The sequence below is a fragment of the Actinophytocola sp. genome, assembly GCF_035942955.1.
Classification (GTDB): domain Bacteria; phylum Actinomycetota; class Actinomycetes; order Mycobacteriales; family Pseudonocardiaceae; genus DASYTH01.
Genome location: NZ_DASZCQ010000327.1, coordinates 1 through 17,302 on the forward strand (window position 1 = coordinate 1; position 17,302 = coordinate 17,302).

Sequence of the window (17,302 nt, forward strand, 5' to 3'; positions counted from 1 at the left end):
GGGAACCCAAACGACTACGATTGCGCGTCCTCGCCGTCGCCGGACGCATCATCCGCACTGGCCGCAGACAACGACTGCGACTACCCCGCGACTGGCCCTGGAACCACCTCATCGACACCGGATACGCCGCGCTCCAACCCACCTGAACCAGCCACCCCGAACCTACGACAAGGAACCGGAGAACCGGCGGACCCAGCGCCGGAAACCGCCCCACCCCAACGGAAACACGCACGCCAAACCAACCCTCAGCACCTCACCCAACGCCCACATGAAAGATCGAGGCTAGGGCCGCGCGCATCCGGCAGCGGAGGGTCCTGCTCGTCGCCCGCCGGTCCTACGCACGGCATCGACCTGGCAGAAGTCGCCGAGCACGCCATTGCTCGCACGCTTCCCCACGCCCGCCGGGGCGAACCGGGCGGCCGGATACCGGGCCGGCGGGTGGTTATGGGAGGCGCCAGGTTTGGGCGCCGGTGGCGTTGCAGGTGTAGATCTGGAGCTGGGTGCCGTTGGTGGTGTTGCTGTTGGGCACGTCGAGGCATTTGCCGGACGGCGGGTTCACCAGCGCTCCGCCGGGGCGGGGCCACCATTGCTGGGCGCCGGTGCCGTTGCAGTCCCACAGGTGGATTTTCGTGCCGTTGGTGCGGCCGCTGTGGTCGACGTCCATGCATTTGCCCAATGCTCGGACACTTCCGTCCGAGGCCAGGGTCCACTGCTGCGCGGCGCTGCCGTTGCAGTCCCAGATCTGGATCTTCGTGCCGTTGGCCGTGCTGCCCTGGTCGACGTCCACGCATTTGCCGGCAAGGCCGACGACCGGGCCGGTGCGCGGCGGGACCGGGCCGACGTCGAACGACGGCGGGGCGTCGGCGGGTGCGCTGCCCCAGGACGGGTTGGGTGTGACCGACAGCGTGAAGCCGAGGGTGCCGCCGCCGGCGACGAACGACTCCGGCAGCCACGGCCGCGTCGACGCGGCGCCGTCGACGGTCAGGCTTTGCACGTACTTCACCGTGTCCGACGCGTTGGGCGCGGTGATGTCGATCGTGACGCCGTTGCCGCGGGTGATCGTGATCGCCGGGAACTGCGGGCTGGCCAGCACCAGCTCGGCGCGGCCCGGCACCTCCGGGTACATGCCGAGCGCGGCCCACACCGCCCAGGACGACATCTGGCCGAGGTCGTCGTTGCCCACGTACCCGTCGGGCGTCGCCTTGAAGATCGTGGTCAGCGCCCGCCGCACCACGTCCTGCGTCTTGTACGGGGCGCCGGCGTACGCGTAGGCCCACGGGGTCTCCAGGCTGGGCTCGTTGCCGAGGTAGGCGTACGGCCGCGCGCCGCCGGCGTTCAGCTCGGTGAAGAACGTGTCCAGCCGGGGCAGCACGGCCGCGTTGCCGCCCATCGCGTCGAACAGCCCGCGGTAGTTGTGCGGCGCCATCCAGGTGTACTGCGCGGCGTTGCCCTCCACGTACTCGTTCTGCTGGCTGGGGCTGAACGGCGGGAACGTGGTGTCGGCATTGCGCGGCTGAATGTACTTGTTGCCCGACTCGAACAGGTTGCGCCAGTTCTGCGCGCGGCGCAGGTACGACTCGGCGGTGGCGGTGTCGCCGAGCCGCCGGGCGAACGCCGACACGGCGAAGTCGGCGCTGGTGTACTCCAGCGTCGTGGCCGCGGAGCCCCACACGCCGCCGGTGCCGGTCGGCACGTAGCCGATCGAGTCGTACTGGCCGAAGCCGGGTCGCTGCCGGCCGTCGTGGCTGCCGGTGATCATCCGCTGCAGCCCGGCCGCCGCGTCGAACCCGGTGCCGCCGAACGCGTACATGGTGGCCACGATGATCGACAGGGGATCGCCGACCATCACGCCGGTGCCGCCGTTGGCCACCGTCCAGCGGTCCTGGTAGCCGCCCTGGGTGGCCTGGTTGATCGCCGACTGGGCGATGTCGGCCGCCCGGTCCGGCACGAGCAGGGCCACGAGCTGGACCTGCGAGCGGTAGACGTCCCAGCCGGAGTAGTTGGCGTACTGCACGTGCCCGGCCGCGACGGTGTGGATCCGCCCGTCGAACCCGATGTAGCGCCCGTCGGTGTCGCTGAACACGTTGGGGTGCAACAGGGAGTGGTACAGGTTCGAGTACAGCACCCGGCGCTGCTGGTCGGTGCCGCCGGACACCGCGATCCGCCCGAGCAGCCCGTTCCAGGCCGCCCTGGCGCCGGCCCGGACCTCGTCGAAGCCGCGGTTTCCCTGCTCGGTCTCCAGGTTCACCCTTGCGCCGTCGACGCTGACGAACGAGATGCCGACCCGGGCCGTGACGGTGCGGCTGACGCTGGTGTCGAACGACACGAAGGCCGCCGCCGCAAGGGGTTCGACATCGCTCGTCGACGCCTCCGGTGACGGCGCCCTCCGGGTGTCCACACCGGACTGTGCGGCGGCGGTCTTCGGCGCCGCCGGCACGGTTCCGCGGCTGCTGCCCTCGATCGAGCGCCGGGACGGGTCCACCGTGCCGTCGGCGCCGGCCACACCCGCCGTGGCGAACGGCCGGTCGAACACGGCGTGGAAGTACAGCCGGTAGCGGTTTCCGGCGCCGCAGAAGCCGCCGCTGTCGGTGAATCCGGACAGCGTGTTCGTGCCGATCGTGATCGAGCCGCTGGCCGCGTTGAACGCCTTGGCCGCGTCGACCGACAGCGACGCCCGCTGGCCAGCCGGGTAGGTGATCCGGGCCATGCCGGAGCGCGTGGTCGTGGTGAGCTCGGTCCGCAGGGTGTTGTCGAACGCGACCGAGTAGTAGCCCGGCGAGGCCGACTCGTTGGCGTGCGAGAACGTGTAGTGGCTGACCGGGCTGGCGCCCAGCGTCGGCAGGAACGGGATGTTGCCGAAGTCGCTGCAGCCGGGACCGGACAAATGGGTCAAACTGAAGCCCTTGATCCGGTTGTCGTCGTAGTGGTAGCCGCCGTGCTGGTGCGTCACGGTGTCCGGGCTCCACTGCAGCATCCCGAATGGCGCGTCCGCGCCGGGGAAGGTATTGCCGGCGCCGCCGCCGTGACCGAAGTCCGGTCCGCCCGGTTTGGTGCCGACGAGCGGGTTCACGTACTGCGCGGGGTCGTCGATGACGACCGCGGTGGCTTGTTGGGCGGTGGCCGCGGCCGGCGCCACGACGGTGGCGAGCGCCGTGCCGGCGGCGAGAAGGGTGGCGAATACCCGGGACCGGTGCATGGCGGACTCCTGCAGGGAAGGAGCGGGTTGACAACGTTGTCGAAGCCGCATCATTCCAGGGACACGGCCGGACGGGGAAGCGCTCAAAGGCCGTTTCGCCCGCTTGGCGCAGCGACTCGGCTTGTTTTGTCAGGAGCAAGACAGCGTTGTCAACGGCGGCCGGGCCGGCGGGCGAACACCCCGATTTGGCAGGAAACCCCCAGGGGTTTGCTTTAAACCACCCCCAAGGGAAATGGGTGTCGGCACTCTATTGACCGTTGTTTGGAGTCGGACCAGGATTGCCGCAGGTGCCGAAAATACCCCTGGCGGGGCCTCGCCTCAATACTCGTTTGCCCAGTGTCGCCCACTGGTCAGGTGAGACCGAAGCGAGCGATTCGGAGTGCGCTTGGGCCTGTTTATGGCAGCTTCCCCCAACGAGCTTGCCATGATTCCCTGCCTTTAATGCCCGAATAGTCTCGATTTGTCGCCGACTCACCGGACGCCCCCCGCGGCGTCGGCGTGGCTCGGCGGCGAATGCTGACGGAGAGGAATGATGTGAAGATTCAATTCAGTTCCTCGCGCAGACCGGTCGGAGCGGTCAGACGCCGGAACCCCCTACTCATCATGTCCGCCGCCGTCGCGCTCGCCGTCGCGCCGGCGTTTGCCAGCAGCGGGAGTGCCTTCGGCGTGGAGGAGGGGGGCGCCGCCGGCGATGTCGGCGTGCTCGCCATCCCGATCCAGAGCCTGGACGGCAGCGGCAACAACGTCGCCAACCCCACCTGGGGCCAGGGCAACCGGCCGTACTCACGGGTGGCCGCGGCGCGGTACGCCGACGGGCGCAGCCAGCCCGTCGCCGGGCCGAACTCGCGGTTCATCAGCAACCGGGTGTTCAACGACGTCGCCCAGAACGTCTTCTCCGAGCGCCAGGTCTCGGCCTGGGGCTGGACGTGGGGTCAGTTCCTCGACCACACCTTCGGTCTGCGGGAGGGTCGCCTGGCGACCGACCCCGACGGCGAGGTCCGCAACATCCCGTTCAACGCCAACGACCCGCTCGAGGAGTTCGAGAACGACATCGGCAACATCGGCTTCGTACGCTCCTTCCCGGCGCCCGGCACCGGGGTGAACAACCCTCGCCAGCAGGTCAACACGGTCAGCTCGTACATCGACGCGCACGCCGTCTACGGCGGCACCAACCAGCGTCTTGACTGGCTGCGGGAGGGCACGGTCGACGGCAACCCGACCAACAACGGCGCCCGGCTGCTGCTGCAGAACAACTTCCTGCCCCGGCGCGACGCCCGCGGTAACGCCTCGACCGCGCCGGTGATGGAGATCGACGGCATCCTGCGGGCCACCCCGAACCGGGCGATGGTCGCCGGCGATGTGCGGGCCAACGAGAACCTTTTCCTCACCGCCGCGCACACGCTCTTCGCGCGCGAGCACAACCGGATCGTCAACGCCCTGCCGACCTCCCTCAGCCAGGAGGAGCGGTTCCAGATCGCCCGCCGGGTGGTCATCGCCGAGCAGCAGTTCGTCACGTACAACGAGTGGTTGCCGGCCATGGGCGTCAACCTGCCCGCGTACACCGGCTACAAGAACAACGTCGATGCGACCCTCAGCAATGAGTTCGCGACGGTCGGCTACCGGGTGCACAGCATGATCCACGGCGAGATGGAGGTCGCGGCCGAAGCGGGTCGCTACACCCAGGCACAGCTCGACGCCTTCGAGGCCCAGGGCATCGAGGTCGTCCAGGATGGCGACGAGGTCGAGCTGGTCATCCCGCTCAACCGCGGCTTCTTCAACCCCGACCTGGTCCCGGCCATCGGTCTCGACGAGCTGCTGAGCAGCATCGGCGGCGAGCCGCAGTACAAGAACGACGAGATGATCGACAACCAGCTGCGCAGCGTGCTGTTCCAGATCCCGGTCTCCGGCAACCCGGAGTGCCTGGACGGCGCGGGCCTGCCCGAGTGCTTCGACGCCGTGGTCGACCTCGGCGCGATCGACGTCGAGCGGGGCCGCGACCATGGCATGCCGTCGTACAACCAGCTGCGGCAGGCCTACGGGTTGCCGGCGCGGACGTCGTTCACGCAGATCACCGGGGAGTCGAGCTCGTCGTTCCCGTCGGGCACCGGCCCCGACGACCCGGACAGCCTGGCCTTCCCCAGCCTGACCGACAACTTCGGCCTCGAGGTCGACCGGAACGACCCGGACGCCCTGGAAGCCGACCCGGTCAACTTCCGCCGGGGTGCCCCACTGGCCGCGCGGCTGTCGGCCATTTATGGCGGCAACGTGAACAATGTGGACGCGTTCGTGGGTGCGCTAGCCGAGCGGCACGCCTCGGGCAGCGACCTCGGTGAGTTGCAACGGGCCATCTGGACGCGCGAGTTCACCCGGCTCCGCGACGGCGACCGGTTCTTCTACGGCAACGACCCGGGTCTGACCGAGATCCGGAACCTGTACGGGATCGACTTCCGGCGCAGCCTCGGCGACATCATCTCGTCGAACACCGGGGTCGCGCGGGCCGAGCTGCCGCCCAACGTGTTCTTCGACCGCGGGTTCGTGCCGCCGACCAGCTGCCGGGTCACGTACCGGATCGTCAACCAGTGGAACACCGGCTTCCAGGCGGACATGTCGATCACCAACACCGGATCCGTGCCGCTGAACAACTGGGTGCTGCGGTTCGACTTCGACGAGGGTCAGCAGATCACCCAGCTGTGGAACGGGGTGGTCGAACAGAACGGCGTCAGAGTCCCGGCCAGCAACGCCAGTTGGAACGCGGTGCTGGCACCGGGCCAGACCCTGGTCGATGTGGGGTTCACCTCGACCTGGAACGGGGTGCGCAACGACAGACCTGACCGGTTCAGTGTGAACACCACGGTGTGTTCCATCGCCTAATAGAAAACTGGCATGACCTGGCCGGTCCCTGGTGAGAGCCGGGGACCGGCTATGTCACGTGGTCTAGACCATCAATAAATCCCCTAGGGCCTGTTGCAACATGTGGTCGCAGTACCACAATGAGTAAGTCGGGGAGGGGAGTGCCAGGCGCATAGGGGTAGGTGTTACATGATCCGTGTAGCGCTCCGCTCTCCGCGTCGGCTATTCAGAGACGCCCTCGCCGGTTGCCTGGAGGCGCGTCCCGAGTATGCCGTCGTGGGTAGCGTTGCCGATCTCGATGACCTGCCGATGCTTTGCGAGTTGCAACATCCTGACGTCGTGCTGGTCGACGTCGGCGGTGGCATCGGTACCGACCAGCACGTCATGAAGCGGCTGAAGGAATGCGTCGACCTGGCCAGGCTGGTCGTGGTCTACGAGCGGCTGTCGTCGTCCGAGCTCGGCGCGCTGTGGCAGCTCGGCGTCGACACGCTGCTGCCCTGCTCGCACGGGCTGGACGCGTTGCTCGTCGTGCTGCAGCGCTACGTGACCACGTACCGCAACCACCCGGTGCGCACCGGCGTGGACGAGGGCCTGACCGAGCAGGAAGGGAAGATCATCTCCCTGCTCAGCGCCGGGCACACGGCCAACAAGATCGCCCAGCTGCTGGACATCAGCACCTCGGCGGTGGCCAACGCCAAGCGGCGGATCTACCGCAAGCTGGAGGTGGCCAGCCAGTGCCAGGTGGTGGCGCGGGCGACGGCGCTCGGCATCATCAGCCGCCCCGCGGTGCGCGCGCCGGCCACCAACGGCCGGCCGCTGGGCCCCATGGTCGCGGTGCTGCGCGGCGCAGCGGGACCGACGAGGGACCGGGTGGCCGCCACGCTGCTGGCCGGCGGCATCTCGGTGGCCACCGAGGTGGACGCCAGCCACCCCCGGCCGACCGAGGGCGAGGGCTCCGAGTCGGTGTTCGTGGTCCTGGTGGACCCGGCGCCGAGCGACTGGCCCAACGGCTGGGATGCCGGGCTGCCGGTCGCGCTGGTGCGCAGCACCCCGCCGCCACGGGCCGAGGTGCTCAGCGCGCTGCTGCGCGGGGCGCTCACCGTGGTGACCGCCGAGCGGGTCGGCACCGACCTGGTGCCGGCGCTGACCCTGGCCACCCACGGCTACCTGACGATCGAGGAGAGCGCGGCCGGCGCCCTGCTCGACGCCGTGCGGATGCCGTCCGGCGGGTCCTCGCCGGGCCTGCCGGAGCTGACCTCCCGGGAGTGCGACATCCTGCGCTCGATCGCCAACGGGCACACCGTCCGGCTGACCGCGAGGGCGCTCGGGATCGCCGAGAAGACCGTCGAGAACACCCAGGCGAGACTGTTCAGAAAGCTCGGCGCCCGGAACAGACCCGGGGCCCTCGCGGCCGCACACGCGCTCGGGCTACTCGATCTGATCCCCGCCGCTCGCACCCCGACCCCGACCCCGTTACCCTGACTTCGACTTCGACGGCAGAGCCGGCTCGCCCCAACCGAGCCGGCTCTGTCATGCTGCCGGCGTGGAGATCCGCGACGCGACCGCCGACGACTGGCCGGCCATCTGGCCGTTCTTCCACCAGATCGTCGCCGCGGGGGAGACCTACGCCTACGACCGGGACACGACCTCGGACCGGGGGCGGGAGATCTGGATGCTGGATCCGCCGGGGCGCACCGTCGTCGCCGTGGAGCGCGACGCAACCGTGATCGGCTCGGCCAAGACGCACCCCAACCAGGGCGGCCCCGGCGCACACGTCGCCACCGCCAGCTTCATGGTCGACCCGGCCCACTCCGGCCAAGGGGTGGGCCGGGCGCTCGGCGAGTACGTCCTGGACCTGGCGCGGGCCAAGGGCTACCGCGCGATGCAGTTCAACGCCGTGGTGGAGGCCAACACCCGCGCGGTCGCCCTGTGGCGGTCGCTCGGCTTCGAGATCGTCGGCACCGTGCCCGAGGCCTTCCACCACCCGGTCAAGGGGTACGTCGGGCTGCACGTCATGTACCGCAAGCTCTAGAACGACACCCGCTCGAGGGCGTCCACGCGCAGCACGGACTCCTGCTCGAACCGGTCCTTGTAGGCCCGGCGGATCTCCTCGATCTCGCCGTCGGCCGCGCGGTCGGTCAGCGGGTAGAGCAGGATCAGCAGCTTGGACCGCTCCTTGATCACCACACCGTTGCCGCCCTGGAACTGGCCCTGACCGCTGAGCAGGGTCAGGCCGTCCGGGAACCGCTTGGTCACCTCGACGTCCACGAACTGCTGGAACTCCTGCTCGGTGACCTCGCCGCCGGGCCGGCTCAGTCCGAAGTAGAGCTCCGTGCGGTGCCAGAGCCGACCCGGCGCGGCCGCGGTCGCCACGGCGGCGGCCGGTTCCTGCCGCGGCTGGGCCGCGGTCGTGGTGGCGGCGGTGGTGAGGCCGAGAACGGCGACGAGTGGGGCGACGATGGCCAACTTGGCGCTGGTGAGCTTCGACATGACGGCGAGTCTGTCAGCCTTCGCCGGCGCCCTCGGACACCGCCCACCGGGCCAGCGCCACCCGGGAGGACAGGCGCAGCCGGGCGTAACTGTTGCGCAGGTGGGTTTCCACGGTGCGCTCGCTGAGCGGGCCGGTGCGCCGGCCGGTCGCGACCCGGACACCGAGCGCGTGGCGCGCCGGCGGCCCACGGCACGGCGCCGGCCGCGTCGAACACCGCAAGGCAGCCGGTCACGGCGGCGCGGGCGCCATCGGCCGTGTACGGGCGCAGCGCCTCCACGATAGGGGCCGGTGTGCAGGGCGTGCGCCCGCCCTCTAGCGTGGCGAACCCGCGATCCCTTGCGATGGCAAGGATCTCGGCGGCCAGGCGGGACTTTCCGATGCCGGCCTGGCCGGAGATCAGCACCGTGCGGCCGGACCCGTGCGGCCCCGTCGACCGCGCGGCGCAGCGCCGCGACCTCCGCCCCTCGCCCGACCAGCCTCGAGCCCACCCGACAACTCTAGGTCGCGAACGCGCCGCGGAACGCCGACACCCGCTGGCCGGACGGGTCGTCCAGGATGGCGAACACGACGTGGGCGAAGCTGCCGGCGAACGGGCCGCCCGTGCCGAGCAGCGCGCCGAACGCGCCGGCCACCGTCGCCGGGTCGTTGCCGAACACGCCGCAGCCCCAGGCGCCGAGCACCAGCCTGCGGTGCCCGTACCGCCGGGCCACCGCGAGGACCGTGCCGGCCCGGCGTCGCAGGATCTCCGGCACCTCGGCGAGCTGCTCCGGATCGGTGATCGCCGCCGCGTTCGGGGCCGCCGCGGTCAGGAACGCCACCCGGTACGGGCGGTGCAGCAGGCCGCCGGTGTCGTCGCGGAACACCGGGACGCCGGGGGAGTAGATGACCCGGTCGGTGTACCGGGCGTCGCCGTTGCCGTTGTGGACGGTGTAGAACTCCGGCGCCGCGGACAGGCACGCGGCCAGCGCCGACGACCGGGCCAGGCTCTCCTCCTGCGCCTGCGCGCCCGACCGGTAGCCGCCGCCCGGCTTGCGTGCCGACGCGAAGTTCAGGCAGGCCACCGGATCCGGCGCCGCCTCGGCCAGCCGCCGCGCGGCCGACAGGGTCGACTCGTCGGTCACGTCGATGCGGGTCGGTCCGGCGGCGGGCGCCTCACCGTTCGGGATCTGCTCCGCAAGGAGCAGCACGGTGCCGCGCACCGCGCTCGCCACGGCGTCGGCGATCGTGACCTCGACACCCGCGGGCGTGCGATACTTCCCCTCGCGGACGATCAGGTCGGTCTGCTGGGCGATCTCGGCCCGTTGTTGCCGGCTCATGCCCCTATTCGATCAAATCCGCACCGGCCGCGAGCTCGCCAAGGGTGATCGGCGCCGCGAACGGCCGGTGGGCGAACGCCGCCAGGTCGGCCTCGGTGACCGGCCGGTCACGCAGCCGGGCCGTCAGGCAGGCCACCGCGAACCCGCACATCCGCCCCTGGCACCAGCCCATCCCGGTGCGGCTGAGCAACTTCACCGTCCGCGCGTCGACGGCGCCCAGCTCCGCCACCGCCTCCCGAACCGTGCGGAACGGCACCTCCTCACACCGGCACACGGTCGTGTCCTCCCGAAGGTGCTCCGCCCATCCCCCCGGCACCGGATACTCGGCGTGCAGCGCCGCGGCGAACCGGCGCAACCGGGCCCGGCGGCGGGCCAGCCCCGGCGGCACCCGCCCGAGCCCGGCGATCGCCCCCTCCACCATCGCAAGATCGGCCCCACCCACCCCGGTGATCTCCCCGGCCGCCCACACCCCCGGCACCGACGTCCGCTGCGCCTCATCGACGGCCACCACCAGGTTCCCGTCGCCGTCCATCCGCGTCGCACACCCGAGCAGCGTCGCCAACTCGATCGCCGGCACAAACCCATACCCAACGGCGAGCGCATCGCACGCAACCCGCCGAACCCCGGCACTGCCCTTCCGGCCACGCCCACCCGCCCAGTCGTCGCCGTGCGCGGCCGCCCCGCGGCCCCCGTCCCTCTTGTCGTCGTGGTGCGCGGCCGCTCCGCTCGCCCTCTCGACTTCGCCGTGCGCGGCTCCCTCGATCCGCCGGCCCTGCCCGGCTGCCCTGTGGCCCCCGTCTCCCGCTCGGTCGCCGTGCGCGGCCGCGATCTTCCCGCCGTGCGCGGCCGCCCCCCACCCCCTGTCCCTCTTGTCGTCGTGGTGCGCGGCCGCTCCGCTCGCCCCCTCGACTTCGCCGTGCGCGGCTCCCTCGATGCGCCGGCCGGACCCGGGTGCCTTTCCCGCCCCGTCTGCTTCACCGTCACCGTGCGCCGCCACGATCTTCCCGCTGTGCGCCGGGGCCACGGTCACCCCCTCTACTTCTCCTTTCCCATGGGCGGCCACCACGATTTTCCCGGTGTGGTAAGGGATCCGGTGCCGGGCGAAGGTGGCGGCGTAGCGGGCGGCCTCGGCGAGCTTGGCCGGCGGCAGCGTGAAGTGGCGGGCCATCCGGAGCGGGTGGTTGGCCTCGAACACCCCCACCACCCGGGCGCCGGCGCGGGCGAGGGTGGCGGCGACGGGCAGCAGGAACGGGCCGGTGCCGGCCACCACGATCCGCCGGCCCACCAGGACGCCGTGGCCCTTGAGCAGCGCCTGGGCGCCGCCGGCCGTGGTGACGCCGGGCAGGTCCCAGCCGGGGAACGGGACCACCCGGTCGTGGGCGCCGGTGGCCAGGATCAGCCGCGCGGCGGTGATCTCCCCGGTGGTGGTGTGCAGCGTGAAGCCCGGCTCGGCGAACCACACCGCCGTGCCGGGCCGGTGGTCGACGCGGCTCAGCGCCCCGGCCAGTTTCCGATAGCGAGTACTTTCCGGAGGAAAGTGCTGTCGATGGCGCCAGTACTGGCCACCCGGTAGTACTGCCGCGTCGAGCAGTACTACCCGCTCGCCCGCGTCCGCGGCGCCGGCGGCCGCGCTCAGCCCGGCGGGGCCGGCGCCGATCACGGCGACGTCGTAGCCCGTCATGGCTCGACCACGTCGCCGTCGCCGGCGAGGGCGAGGCAGGCCCGCTGCGCCGGCCGGCCGTTGATCGTGACGAGGCAGTCGTAGCAGGCGCCGATCCCGCAGAACAGGCCGCGCGGCGCAGCGCCGTGCCGGGTCGTGCGCCAGGATCGGATGCCGGCCGCGATCAGCGCGGCGGCCACGCTCTGGCCGGGCTCGAACGGAACCTCCCGGCCGGCAAAGGTGATCATTCGAAGCGCTCCGGTCGAAACGGGGACAGGTCCAGCTCCGGGGGCTTGCCGGCCAGCTCCTGGGCGATCAGGTGCCCGGTGGCCGGGGCAAGGCCGATGCCGGCGCCCTCGTGGCCGCAGGCATGGAGCAGCCCGGCCACCCGCGGGTCCCGGCCGATCATCGGCAGGTGGTCCGGGCTGTACGGGCGGAACCCCCGGTACGCCCGCAGCAGCCGAACCGTTGCCAGGAAAGGAAACAGCGCGACCGCCTGCGCGGCCAGCCGGCGGAGCACGGGCAGCGCGAACGTGCGGTCGAAGCCGACCCGCTCACGGCTCGCCCCGATCAGCAGCGTGCCCGCCCGGGTGCCCTCGACCACCGCCGAGGTCTGCAGCCCGGCATCGTCGCTGGCCACGTTGGCCAGGTAGTCGGCCGCGTAGACCTTGTGCCGCACCAGAACCGGCAGCGGCTCGGTGACGAGCACGAAACCCCGGCGCGGCGCGATCGGCAGCGTAGTTCCGGCAAGGCCGGCCACCTCGCCGCCCCACACGCCCGCCGCGTTGACCACCGCGCCGGTCGGGATGCGCGTCGCGGTGGTCCGCACCGCGACGACCCGCCCGTGCGCGGTCTCGATCCCGGTCACCGTCTGTCCACTATAGACGGTCAAGCCACGTAACAGCCGGGCCGTGGCGAGCATCGGCTGCACCTGAAGATCCTGCGGGTAGAACGCGCCGCCGGTCACCTCGGGACTCAGCCGGGGCTCGTACTCCGCCGGGTCCACCCGGTCGACCAGCACACCGGCCGCCCGCTGCCTGGCGATCAGCATGTCCAAATTAGACGAAGCGGCCTCGGTCGTGGCGACCATGAGGCCGCCCTTGGGTTCCAGCTCGATCGGACCGATGTCCAGCTCACGCCACAGCCGGTTGGACAGCAGCGCCAACTCCAGCTCAGGGCCGGGTTCCTTGTCCGACAGCAGGATGTTGCCCTCCCCGCCGCTGCTGGTGCCGGCGGCCGGTCCGGCCCGGTCCACGACCGCCACCGACAGCCCGGTCCTGGCCGCATAGTAGGCGCACGCCGCCCCCACGATGCCCGCGCCGATCACCACGACGTCCGTCAAATCATCACCTCGCAAGCTCGGTGATGGAGACCCTGCCGCCTCGTTCCTCGGCGGCAGGGCAGTGTTTGATGGTTCGCTCCGCAAGCTCCGCTCACTGCGCCGCCCAGCTACCGCGGACGTGCTGGATGTGATGGCGGATCAGGGATTCCGCCGCGTCCGGGTCGCCGCGCTCGAGCAGCTCCACCAGCGTGGTGTGCTCGCGCGCGGAGTCGACCAGCACGCCCGACTCGGCCAGCCGGCCCAACCCGTACAGCCGGGCCCTGGACCGCAGCTCGCCGACCAGGTCGACCAGGTGCCGGTTGCCGGCATGGCCGAGCAGCGTGAGGTGGAACTCACGGTCGGCGTCGAGGTAGGCGATGAGGTCGCCGGCCGCCGCGCCGGCCTCGATGGCGGCGGACAGCTCGCGCAGCTCGGCGATCGCGGCCCGGTCGAGCCGGCCGGCGAGCCGTGCGGTGGTCGGCACCTCGATCAGCATGCGCAGCTCGGTCAGCTCGTCGAGGTCGCGTTCGGACAGTTCGGTGACCCGGAAGCCCCGGTTGCGCACGGCTTCCACCAGGCCCTCCTTGGCCAGGTCCAGCATGGCCTCCCGGACCGGGGTGGCGGACACGCCGAACGTGGTGGCCAGCGCCGGCGCCGAGTAAACCACACCGGGCTGCAGCTGACCGCTGATCATGGCCGCCCGCAACGCGTTCGCCACCTGCTCGCGCAGGCTGACCCGCTCCGCCAGGTTCGGCAGCTCCACGCTCATGCCATCACCTCGCAAGCTCGGTGCTGGTGATCCGGTCGCATCGCGCCTCGGCGACAGGGCAGTGCCCGATGGTTCGCTCCGCAAGCTCCGCCAAGCCTGCGTCTTCTCGTTCCTCGAAGTCGCAGGAGTATCGAACGGTTCGCTCCGCAAGCTCCGCTCACAACAGAAATCCGGCCGGGAACGGGTCCTCGGGGTCCAGCAGGTACTGCGCGGTGCCGGTGATCCAGGCCCGCCCGGTGATCGTGGGGAGCACCGCGGGCCGGCCGCCGACGGTGGTCTCGCCGGTCAGCCGGCCGATGAACCGTGTGCCCAGGAACGACTCGTTGACGAAATCGGTGTCCAGCGCGAGCTCGCCGCGGGCGTGCAGCGCGGCCATCCGGGCCGATGTTCCGGTGCCGCACGGCGAACGGTCGAACCAGCGCGGCGGCAGCACCATCGCGTGTCTGGAGTGGACGGCGGTGGACCCGGGCGCGGTGAAGTAGACGCCGTGCACGTCGCGGATCGCCGGGTCCTCCGGGTGCACCGGCGGGTCGGCGGCGTTGATCGAGTCCATAATAGACAGTCCGGCATCCAGGATCCGTTGCTGCTCGGCGCGATCGAACGGCAGGCCCACCTCGTCGAGCGCCGCGATGGCGTAGAAGTTCCCGCCGTAGGCCAGGTCGTAGCGAACGGTGCCGTACCCGGCGACCTCGACCTTGGCGTCCAGCGCGGTGGCGAACGACGCCACGTTGCGGATCGTCACCGCGGTCGCCCGCCCGTCGCGCACGGCGACCTCGGCGGTCACCAGCCCGGCAGGCACGTCCAGCCGCACGGTGGTGACGGGCTCGACGACCGGCACCATTCCGGTCTCCACCAGCACCGTGGCCACGCCGATCGTGCCGTGCCCGCACATCGGCAGCACTCCGGAGACCTCGATGAACAGCACCCCGTGGTCGGCGTCCGGCCGGGTCGGCGGCTGCAGGATCGCCCCGGACATCGCCGCGTGCCCGCGCGGCTCGTACATCAGCAGCGTGCGCAGGTGGTCGAGGTGCTCGATGAAGTACGCCCGCCGGGCCGCCATCGTGTCCCCGGGGATGACGCCGACGCCGCCGGTGATCACCCGGGTGGGCATGCCCTCGGTATGCGAGTCGACCGCGTGGAAGACGTTGCGGGACCTCATTGTCGCAGCACCTCCGCGGTCGCCTTGACGATCGCCTTGGCGTCCTCGTCGGACAGTGGCTCGCGCGGCGGGCGGCACGGCCCGGCGTAGCGGCCGGCGACGTCCATCGACAGCTTGATCGCCTGCACGAACTTGGTGTGGGAATCCCAGCGCAGCAACGGATGCAGCCGCCGGTACGCGGGCAGCGCCGTCGGCAGGTCGCCGGCGATCGCCGCCTCGTACAGGTCGACGCACTGCCGGGGCAGCGCGTTGGGGAAGCCCGCCACCCAGCCGACGGCGCCGGCCACGGCCAGCTCCAGCAGCACGTCGTCGGCGCCGACGAGGAGGTCGAGGCCCGGGGCCAGCTCGGCGAGCCGGTACGCCCGGCGCACGTCCCCGCTGAACTCCTTGACGGCCACGATCAGGCCCTCGTTGAACAGCCGGGCCAGCAGCTCCGGCGTGAGATCCACCTTGGTGTCGAACGGATTGTTGTACGCCACCACCGGCAGCCCGGCGCGGGCCACCTCGCGGTAGTGGCCGAGCACGGCCCGCTCGTCGGCCCGGTACGAGTTCGGCGGCAGCAGCAGCACCGCCGGGCACCCGGCCTCGGCCGCCTGCTCGGCCCACCGCCGCGACTCCAGCGCGCCGTACGCCCCCACGCCCGGCACCACCGCGCACCCGTCCGGCGCCGCCTCGACCGCGGTGCGCACCACGGCCGCGCGCTCCTCGGGAGTCAGAACCTGGTACTCCCCAAGGGATCCATTCGGTACGACGCCGTGACAGCCGGACTCGCTCAGCCAGCGCACGTGCTCGGCGTACCGGTCAAGGTCCACCGCCAGGTCGTCGACCCGGAACGGCAGCGCCGTCGCCACGAGCACCCCGTGCCACGGCCGCATCGGTGCGGTCATGGTCGGTAAAATATCACATGGCACTACTCGGGGAGGATCTCGTCCTCCGCATGCGCCCCGAACTCCGCCGAACGCACCTCGGCCACCCGCTCGTACCGGGCGATCCGGTCCTCCCATTCCGCCCGCACCCCGAACGCCGCGTCCGCGAACCCCACCGCCCGGATCGCCTCCGCCACCTCGGCCGCCTGATCCGGCGTGAACACCCGCACCGGATCCCCGATCGCCGTCGTGTGCGGCGGCACGAAGAACTCCTCCGGCAGCACGGTCCGCGCATGCACCAGCGCGTGGACCGCCACACTCGCCCCCGCCCCGAGCCGAGCCCGCTGCAGCACCGTCACCCCGGCCGCCAGGTAGGCGCACCGCCCGACCGTCGCGCCCAGAACCGTCGCATGTGGACCCACGAACACGTGGTCGCCCACCACCACCGGAGCGTCCACATCGGACACCGCGGTCGCGCGCAGCACCGCGTGCTCGGCGACGATCACCGACTCGCCCACCTCGACCCGCGACCCCTCGGCGTCCAGCACCGCCCCGTACATGACCCGAGCCCGCGGCCCCACCCGCACATCCCCGACCAGCACCGCATTCGGCGCCACATAGGCGGTCGGGTCCACCCGCGGCTCGGCCGACCGATGACGGATCAACATGCCCCGATCCTGGCAGCTACCGATCGGCCGACGCCATCCAGACGGCGATCTGGGTGCGGGAGTTGAAGCCGAGTTTGTTCAGGATGTTGCGGATGTGGGTGTCGACGGTGTGCTCGGATATGAGCGGGCGGGCGCCGATCTGCTCGTTTGGCAAAACGTCGTCATCACCAGCTGATCCGCGGCGCATGGATCGGGGGAGCGACACACCCGCGCGCTCCTTGGCTTTGAGGTCTTGCGCCGACCAACGGGACCTCAGGGGACCGTGACGGCACCCAGCCACAGTCAACCCGATAACCGCTCCATGCGCTGGAACGCAACAACCGCATGGAAATCCGGAGAGGCGGAACTGTCAGTCCCGCCAGCCGGAGAGTTGGACGCCCTTGGCGACGTCGACACGGAAGGACATGGTGAGCTCGGTGGTCTTGTTGGGCGCGAGCTCCAGTTTCCAGGTGACCTCGCCGAGATCGGTCTGCTCGGCCGGTTTGGGCTCGCACTGGACGTCCCGCACGGTGATCGCGTCGTCGGTGGAGACCGGGATCTGGTCGATGACCGTGATTCTCGCCGGCCGCGGGCCGTAGTTGCCGATCGTGATCTTGTACGCGGCCTCGTGCCGGCGGGTGCCGCCGAGCACCGCCTTGCCCGCGGTGCGGCGGATCAGCTCGCGCTCGACCCGGACCCGGTCGTCCACGCCGAGCGCCAGCTCGACCTCCTCACCCGGCGCCCACGGCTCGAGCGCGGTGGTGCCGACGAACTCGGTGTCGTGGAAGATCGCGGCGGGGCCGGGCCGCAGCGTGTGCTCGGAGGTGTTCACCGCGGTGGCCCGCAGGTACGCCTCCGGTCCGCGCAGCGGCACCGTGACGTGGTCCAGCCGGCTGGGCAGCTCCGCGACCATGATCGTGGTGCGGTGCGCGGTGCCGTCGGACGGCACGGCGATCCGGCGCGCCGGCTGGTAGGTGGCCGCGGTCGCCCCGTGCTCCACGCTCGCGGTCGCCGCGGCCACCTCGGC

Annotated in this window: 16 protein-coding genes and 1 pseudogene; 3 read left to right on the forward strand and 14 right to left on the reverse strand. The window is 71.3% G+C overall.

Annotated elements, in window-relative coordinates; genetic code table 11:
- Nucleotides 1–442: 442 nt before the first annotated feature.
- The gene (locus VGX25_RS32630) at nucleotides 443–3,196 is read right to left on the reverse strand and encodes a lectin (RefSeq protein WP_326921819.1); all 2,754 of its coding nucleotides are present in this window, start codon (nucleotides 3,194–3,196) and stop codon (nucleotides 443–445) included.
- A 603-nt stretch (nucleotides 3,197–3,799) separates the two neighbouring features.
- Here VGX25_RS32630 and VGX25_RS32635 point away from each other — a divergent pair.
- From VGX25_RS32635 to VGX25_RS32645, 3 genes are all read left to right on the forward strand, one after another.
- Nucleotides 3,800–6,067 carry a peroxidase family protein gene (locus VGX25_RS32635; RefSeq protein WP_326921820.1) on the forward strand — a complete coding sequence of 756 codons (2,268 nt, stop codon included), beginning with the start codon at nucleotides 3,800–3,802 and terminating at the stop codon, nucleotides 6,065–6,067.
- 300 nt (nucleotides 6,068–6,367) lie between these two features.
- Nucleotides 6,368–7,528 carry a LuxR C-terminal-related transcriptional regulator gene (locus VGX25_RS32640; protein ID WP_326921821.1) on the forward strand — a complete coding sequence of 387 codons (1,161 nt, stop codon included), beginning with the start codon at nucleotides 6,368–6,370 and terminating at the stop codon, nucleotides 7,526–7,528.
- Nucleotides 7,529–7,589: 61 nt separating this feature from the next.
- On the forward strand, nucleotides 7,590–8,078 hold the full coding sequence (locus VGX25_RS32645) for a GNAT family N-acetyltransferase (RefSeq protein ID WP_326921822.1): 489 nt from the start codon (nucleotides 7,590–7,592) through the stop codon (nucleotides 8,076–8,078).
- Here VGX25_RS32645 and VGX25_RS32650 read toward each other — a convergent pair.
- The 13 genes and pseudogenes from VGX25_RS32650 to VGX25_RS32710 form a co-directional block, all read right to left on the reverse strand.
- A complete protein-coding gene (locus VGX25_RS32650) occupies nucleotides 8,075–8,536 on the reverse strand; it encodes a DUF3574 domain-containing protein (protein ID WP_326921823.1) in 462 nt (153 codons plus the stop codon). The genes VGX25_RS32645 and VGX25_RS32650 overlap by 4 nt on opposite strands.
- Before the next feature lie 13 nt (nucleotides 8,537–8,549).
- Entirely contained in the window at nucleotides 8,550–8,756 is a 207-nt protein-coding gene (locus tag VGX25_RS32655; RefSeq protein WP_326921824.1) for a LuxR C-terminal-related transcriptional regulator, read from the reverse strand.
- Nucleotides 8,757–8,784: 28 nt separating this feature from the next.
- Nucleotides 8,785–8,946: pseudogene (locus VGX25_RS32660) on the reverse strand (ATP-binding protein); the annotation flags it as partial.
- Nucleotides 8,947–9,034: 88 nt separating this feature from the next.
- Nucleotides 9,035–9,853 (reverse strand): TIGR02452 family protein, encoded by an 819-nt coding sequence (locus VGX25_RS32665; protein WP_326921825.1) that lies wholly within the window; start codon nucleotides 9,851–9,853, stop codon nucleotides 9,035–9,037.
- 4 nt (nucleotides 9,854–9,857) lie between these two features.
- On the reverse strand, nucleotides 9,858–11,534 hold the full coding sequence (locus tag VGX25_RS32670) for an NAD(P)/FAD-dependent oxidoreductase (RefSeq protein WP_326921826.1): 1,677 nt from the start codon (nucleotides 11,532–11,534) through the stop codon (nucleotides 9,858–9,860).
- On the reverse strand, nucleotides 11,531–11,761 hold the full coding sequence (locus tag VGX25_RS32675; RefSeq protein WP_326921827.1) for a (2Fe-2S)-binding protein: 231 nt from the start codon (nucleotides 11,759–11,761) through the stop codon (nucleotides 11,531–11,533). Before VGX25_RS32675 ends, VGX25_RS32670 begins: the two co-directional genes overlap by 4 nt.
- On the reverse strand, nucleotides 11,758–12,855 hold the full coding sequence (locus tag VGX25_RS32680; protein WP_326921828.1) for an FAD-binding oxidoreductase: 1,098 nt from the start codon (nucleotides 12,853–12,855) through the stop codon (nucleotides 11,758–11,760). The genes VGX25_RS32675 and VGX25_RS32680 overlap by 4 nt, the downstream gene beginning before the upstream one ends.
- A gap of 91 nt (nucleotides 12,856–12,946) precedes the next feature.
- Nucleotides 12,947–13,603 carry a GntR family transcriptional regulator gene (locus VGX25_RS32685; protein ID WP_326921829.1) on the reverse strand — a complete coding sequence of 219 codons (657 nt, stop codon included), beginning with the start codon at nucleotides 13,601–13,603 and terminating at the stop codon, nucleotides 12,947–12,949.
- 157 nt (nucleotides 13,604–13,760) lie between these two features.
- Entirely contained in the window at nucleotides 13,761–14,762 is a 1,002-nt protein-coding gene (locus tag VGX25_RS32690) for a proline racemase family protein (protein ID WP_326921830.1), read from the reverse strand.
- Nucleotides 14,759–15,649: a dihydrodipicolinate synthase family protein gene (locus VGX25_RS32695; protein WP_326921831.1), complete on the reverse strand. Its 891-nt coding sequence runs from the start codon at nucleotides 15,647–15,649 to the stop codon at nucleotides 14,759–14,761. The genes VGX25_RS32690 and VGX25_RS32695 overlap by 4 nt, the downstream gene beginning before the upstream one ends.
- Before the next feature lie 23 nt (nucleotides 15,650–15,672).
- On the reverse strand, nucleotides 15,673–16,296 hold the full coding sequence (locus tag VGX25_RS32700; RefSeq protein ID WP_326921832.1) for an acyltransferase: 624 nt from the start codon (nucleotides 16,294–16,296) through the stop codon (nucleotides 15,673–15,675).
- A gap of 16 nt (nucleotides 16,297–16,312) precedes the next feature.
- Nucleotides 16,313–16,450: a helix-turn-helix transcriptional regulator gene (locus tag VGX25_RS32705; protein ID WP_326921833.1), complete on the reverse strand. Its 138-nt coding sequence runs from the start codon at nucleotides 16,448–16,450 to the stop codon at nucleotides 16,313–16,315.
- Nucleotides 16,451–16,645: 195 nt separating this feature from the next.
- Nucleotides 16,646–17,302: DUF4139 domain-containing protein (locus VGX25_RS32710; RefSeq protein ID WP_326921834.1), on the reverse strand; the 657-nt coding region annotated here is incomplete at its 5' end.

Bases quoted from the DNA above. Each gene is read 5' to 3' on its own strand.
- VGX25_RS32685 (WP_326921829.1), bottom strand. From the start codon at position 13,603: ATGAGCGTGGAGCTGCCGAACCTGGCGGAGCGGGTCAGCCTGCGCGAG.
- VGX25_RS32690 (WP_326921830.1), bottom strand. From the start codon at position 14,762: ATGAGGTCCCGCAACGTCTTCCACGCGGTCGACTCGCATACCGAGGGC.
- VGX25_RS32650 (WP_326921823.1), bottom strand. From the start codon at position 8,536: ATGTCGAAGCTCACCAGCGCCAAGTTGGCCATCGTCGCCCCACTCGTC.
- VGX25_RS32635 (WP_326921820.1), top strand. From the start codon at position 3,800: ATGTCCGCCGCCGTCGCGCTCGCCGTCGCGCCGGCGTTTGCCAGCAGC.
- VGX25_RS32630 (WP_326921819.1), bottom strand. From the start codon at position 3,196: ATGCACCGGTCCCGGGTATTCGCCACCCTTCTCGCCGCCGGCACGGCG.
- VGX25_RS32695 (WP_326921831.1), bottom strand. From the start codon at position 15,649: ATGACCGCACCGATGCGGCCGTGGCACGGGGTGCTCGTGGCGACGGCG.
- VGX25_RS32675 (WP_326921827.1), bottom strand. From the start codon at position 11,761: ATGATCACCTTTGCCGGCCGGGAGGTTCCGTTCGAGCCCGGCCAGAGC.
- VGX25_RS32665 (WP_326921825.1), bottom strand. From the start codon at position 9,853: ATGAGCCGGCAACAACGGGCCGAGATCGCCCAGCAGACCGACCTGATC.
- VGX25_RS32700 (WP_326921832.1), bottom strand. From the start codon at position 16,296: ATGTTGATCCGTCATCGGTCGGCCGAGCCGCGGGTGGACCCGACCGCC.
- VGX25_RS32670 (WP_326921826.1), bottom strand. From the start codon at position 11,534: ATGACGGGCTACGACGTCGCCGTGATCGGCGCCGGCCCCGCCGGGCTG.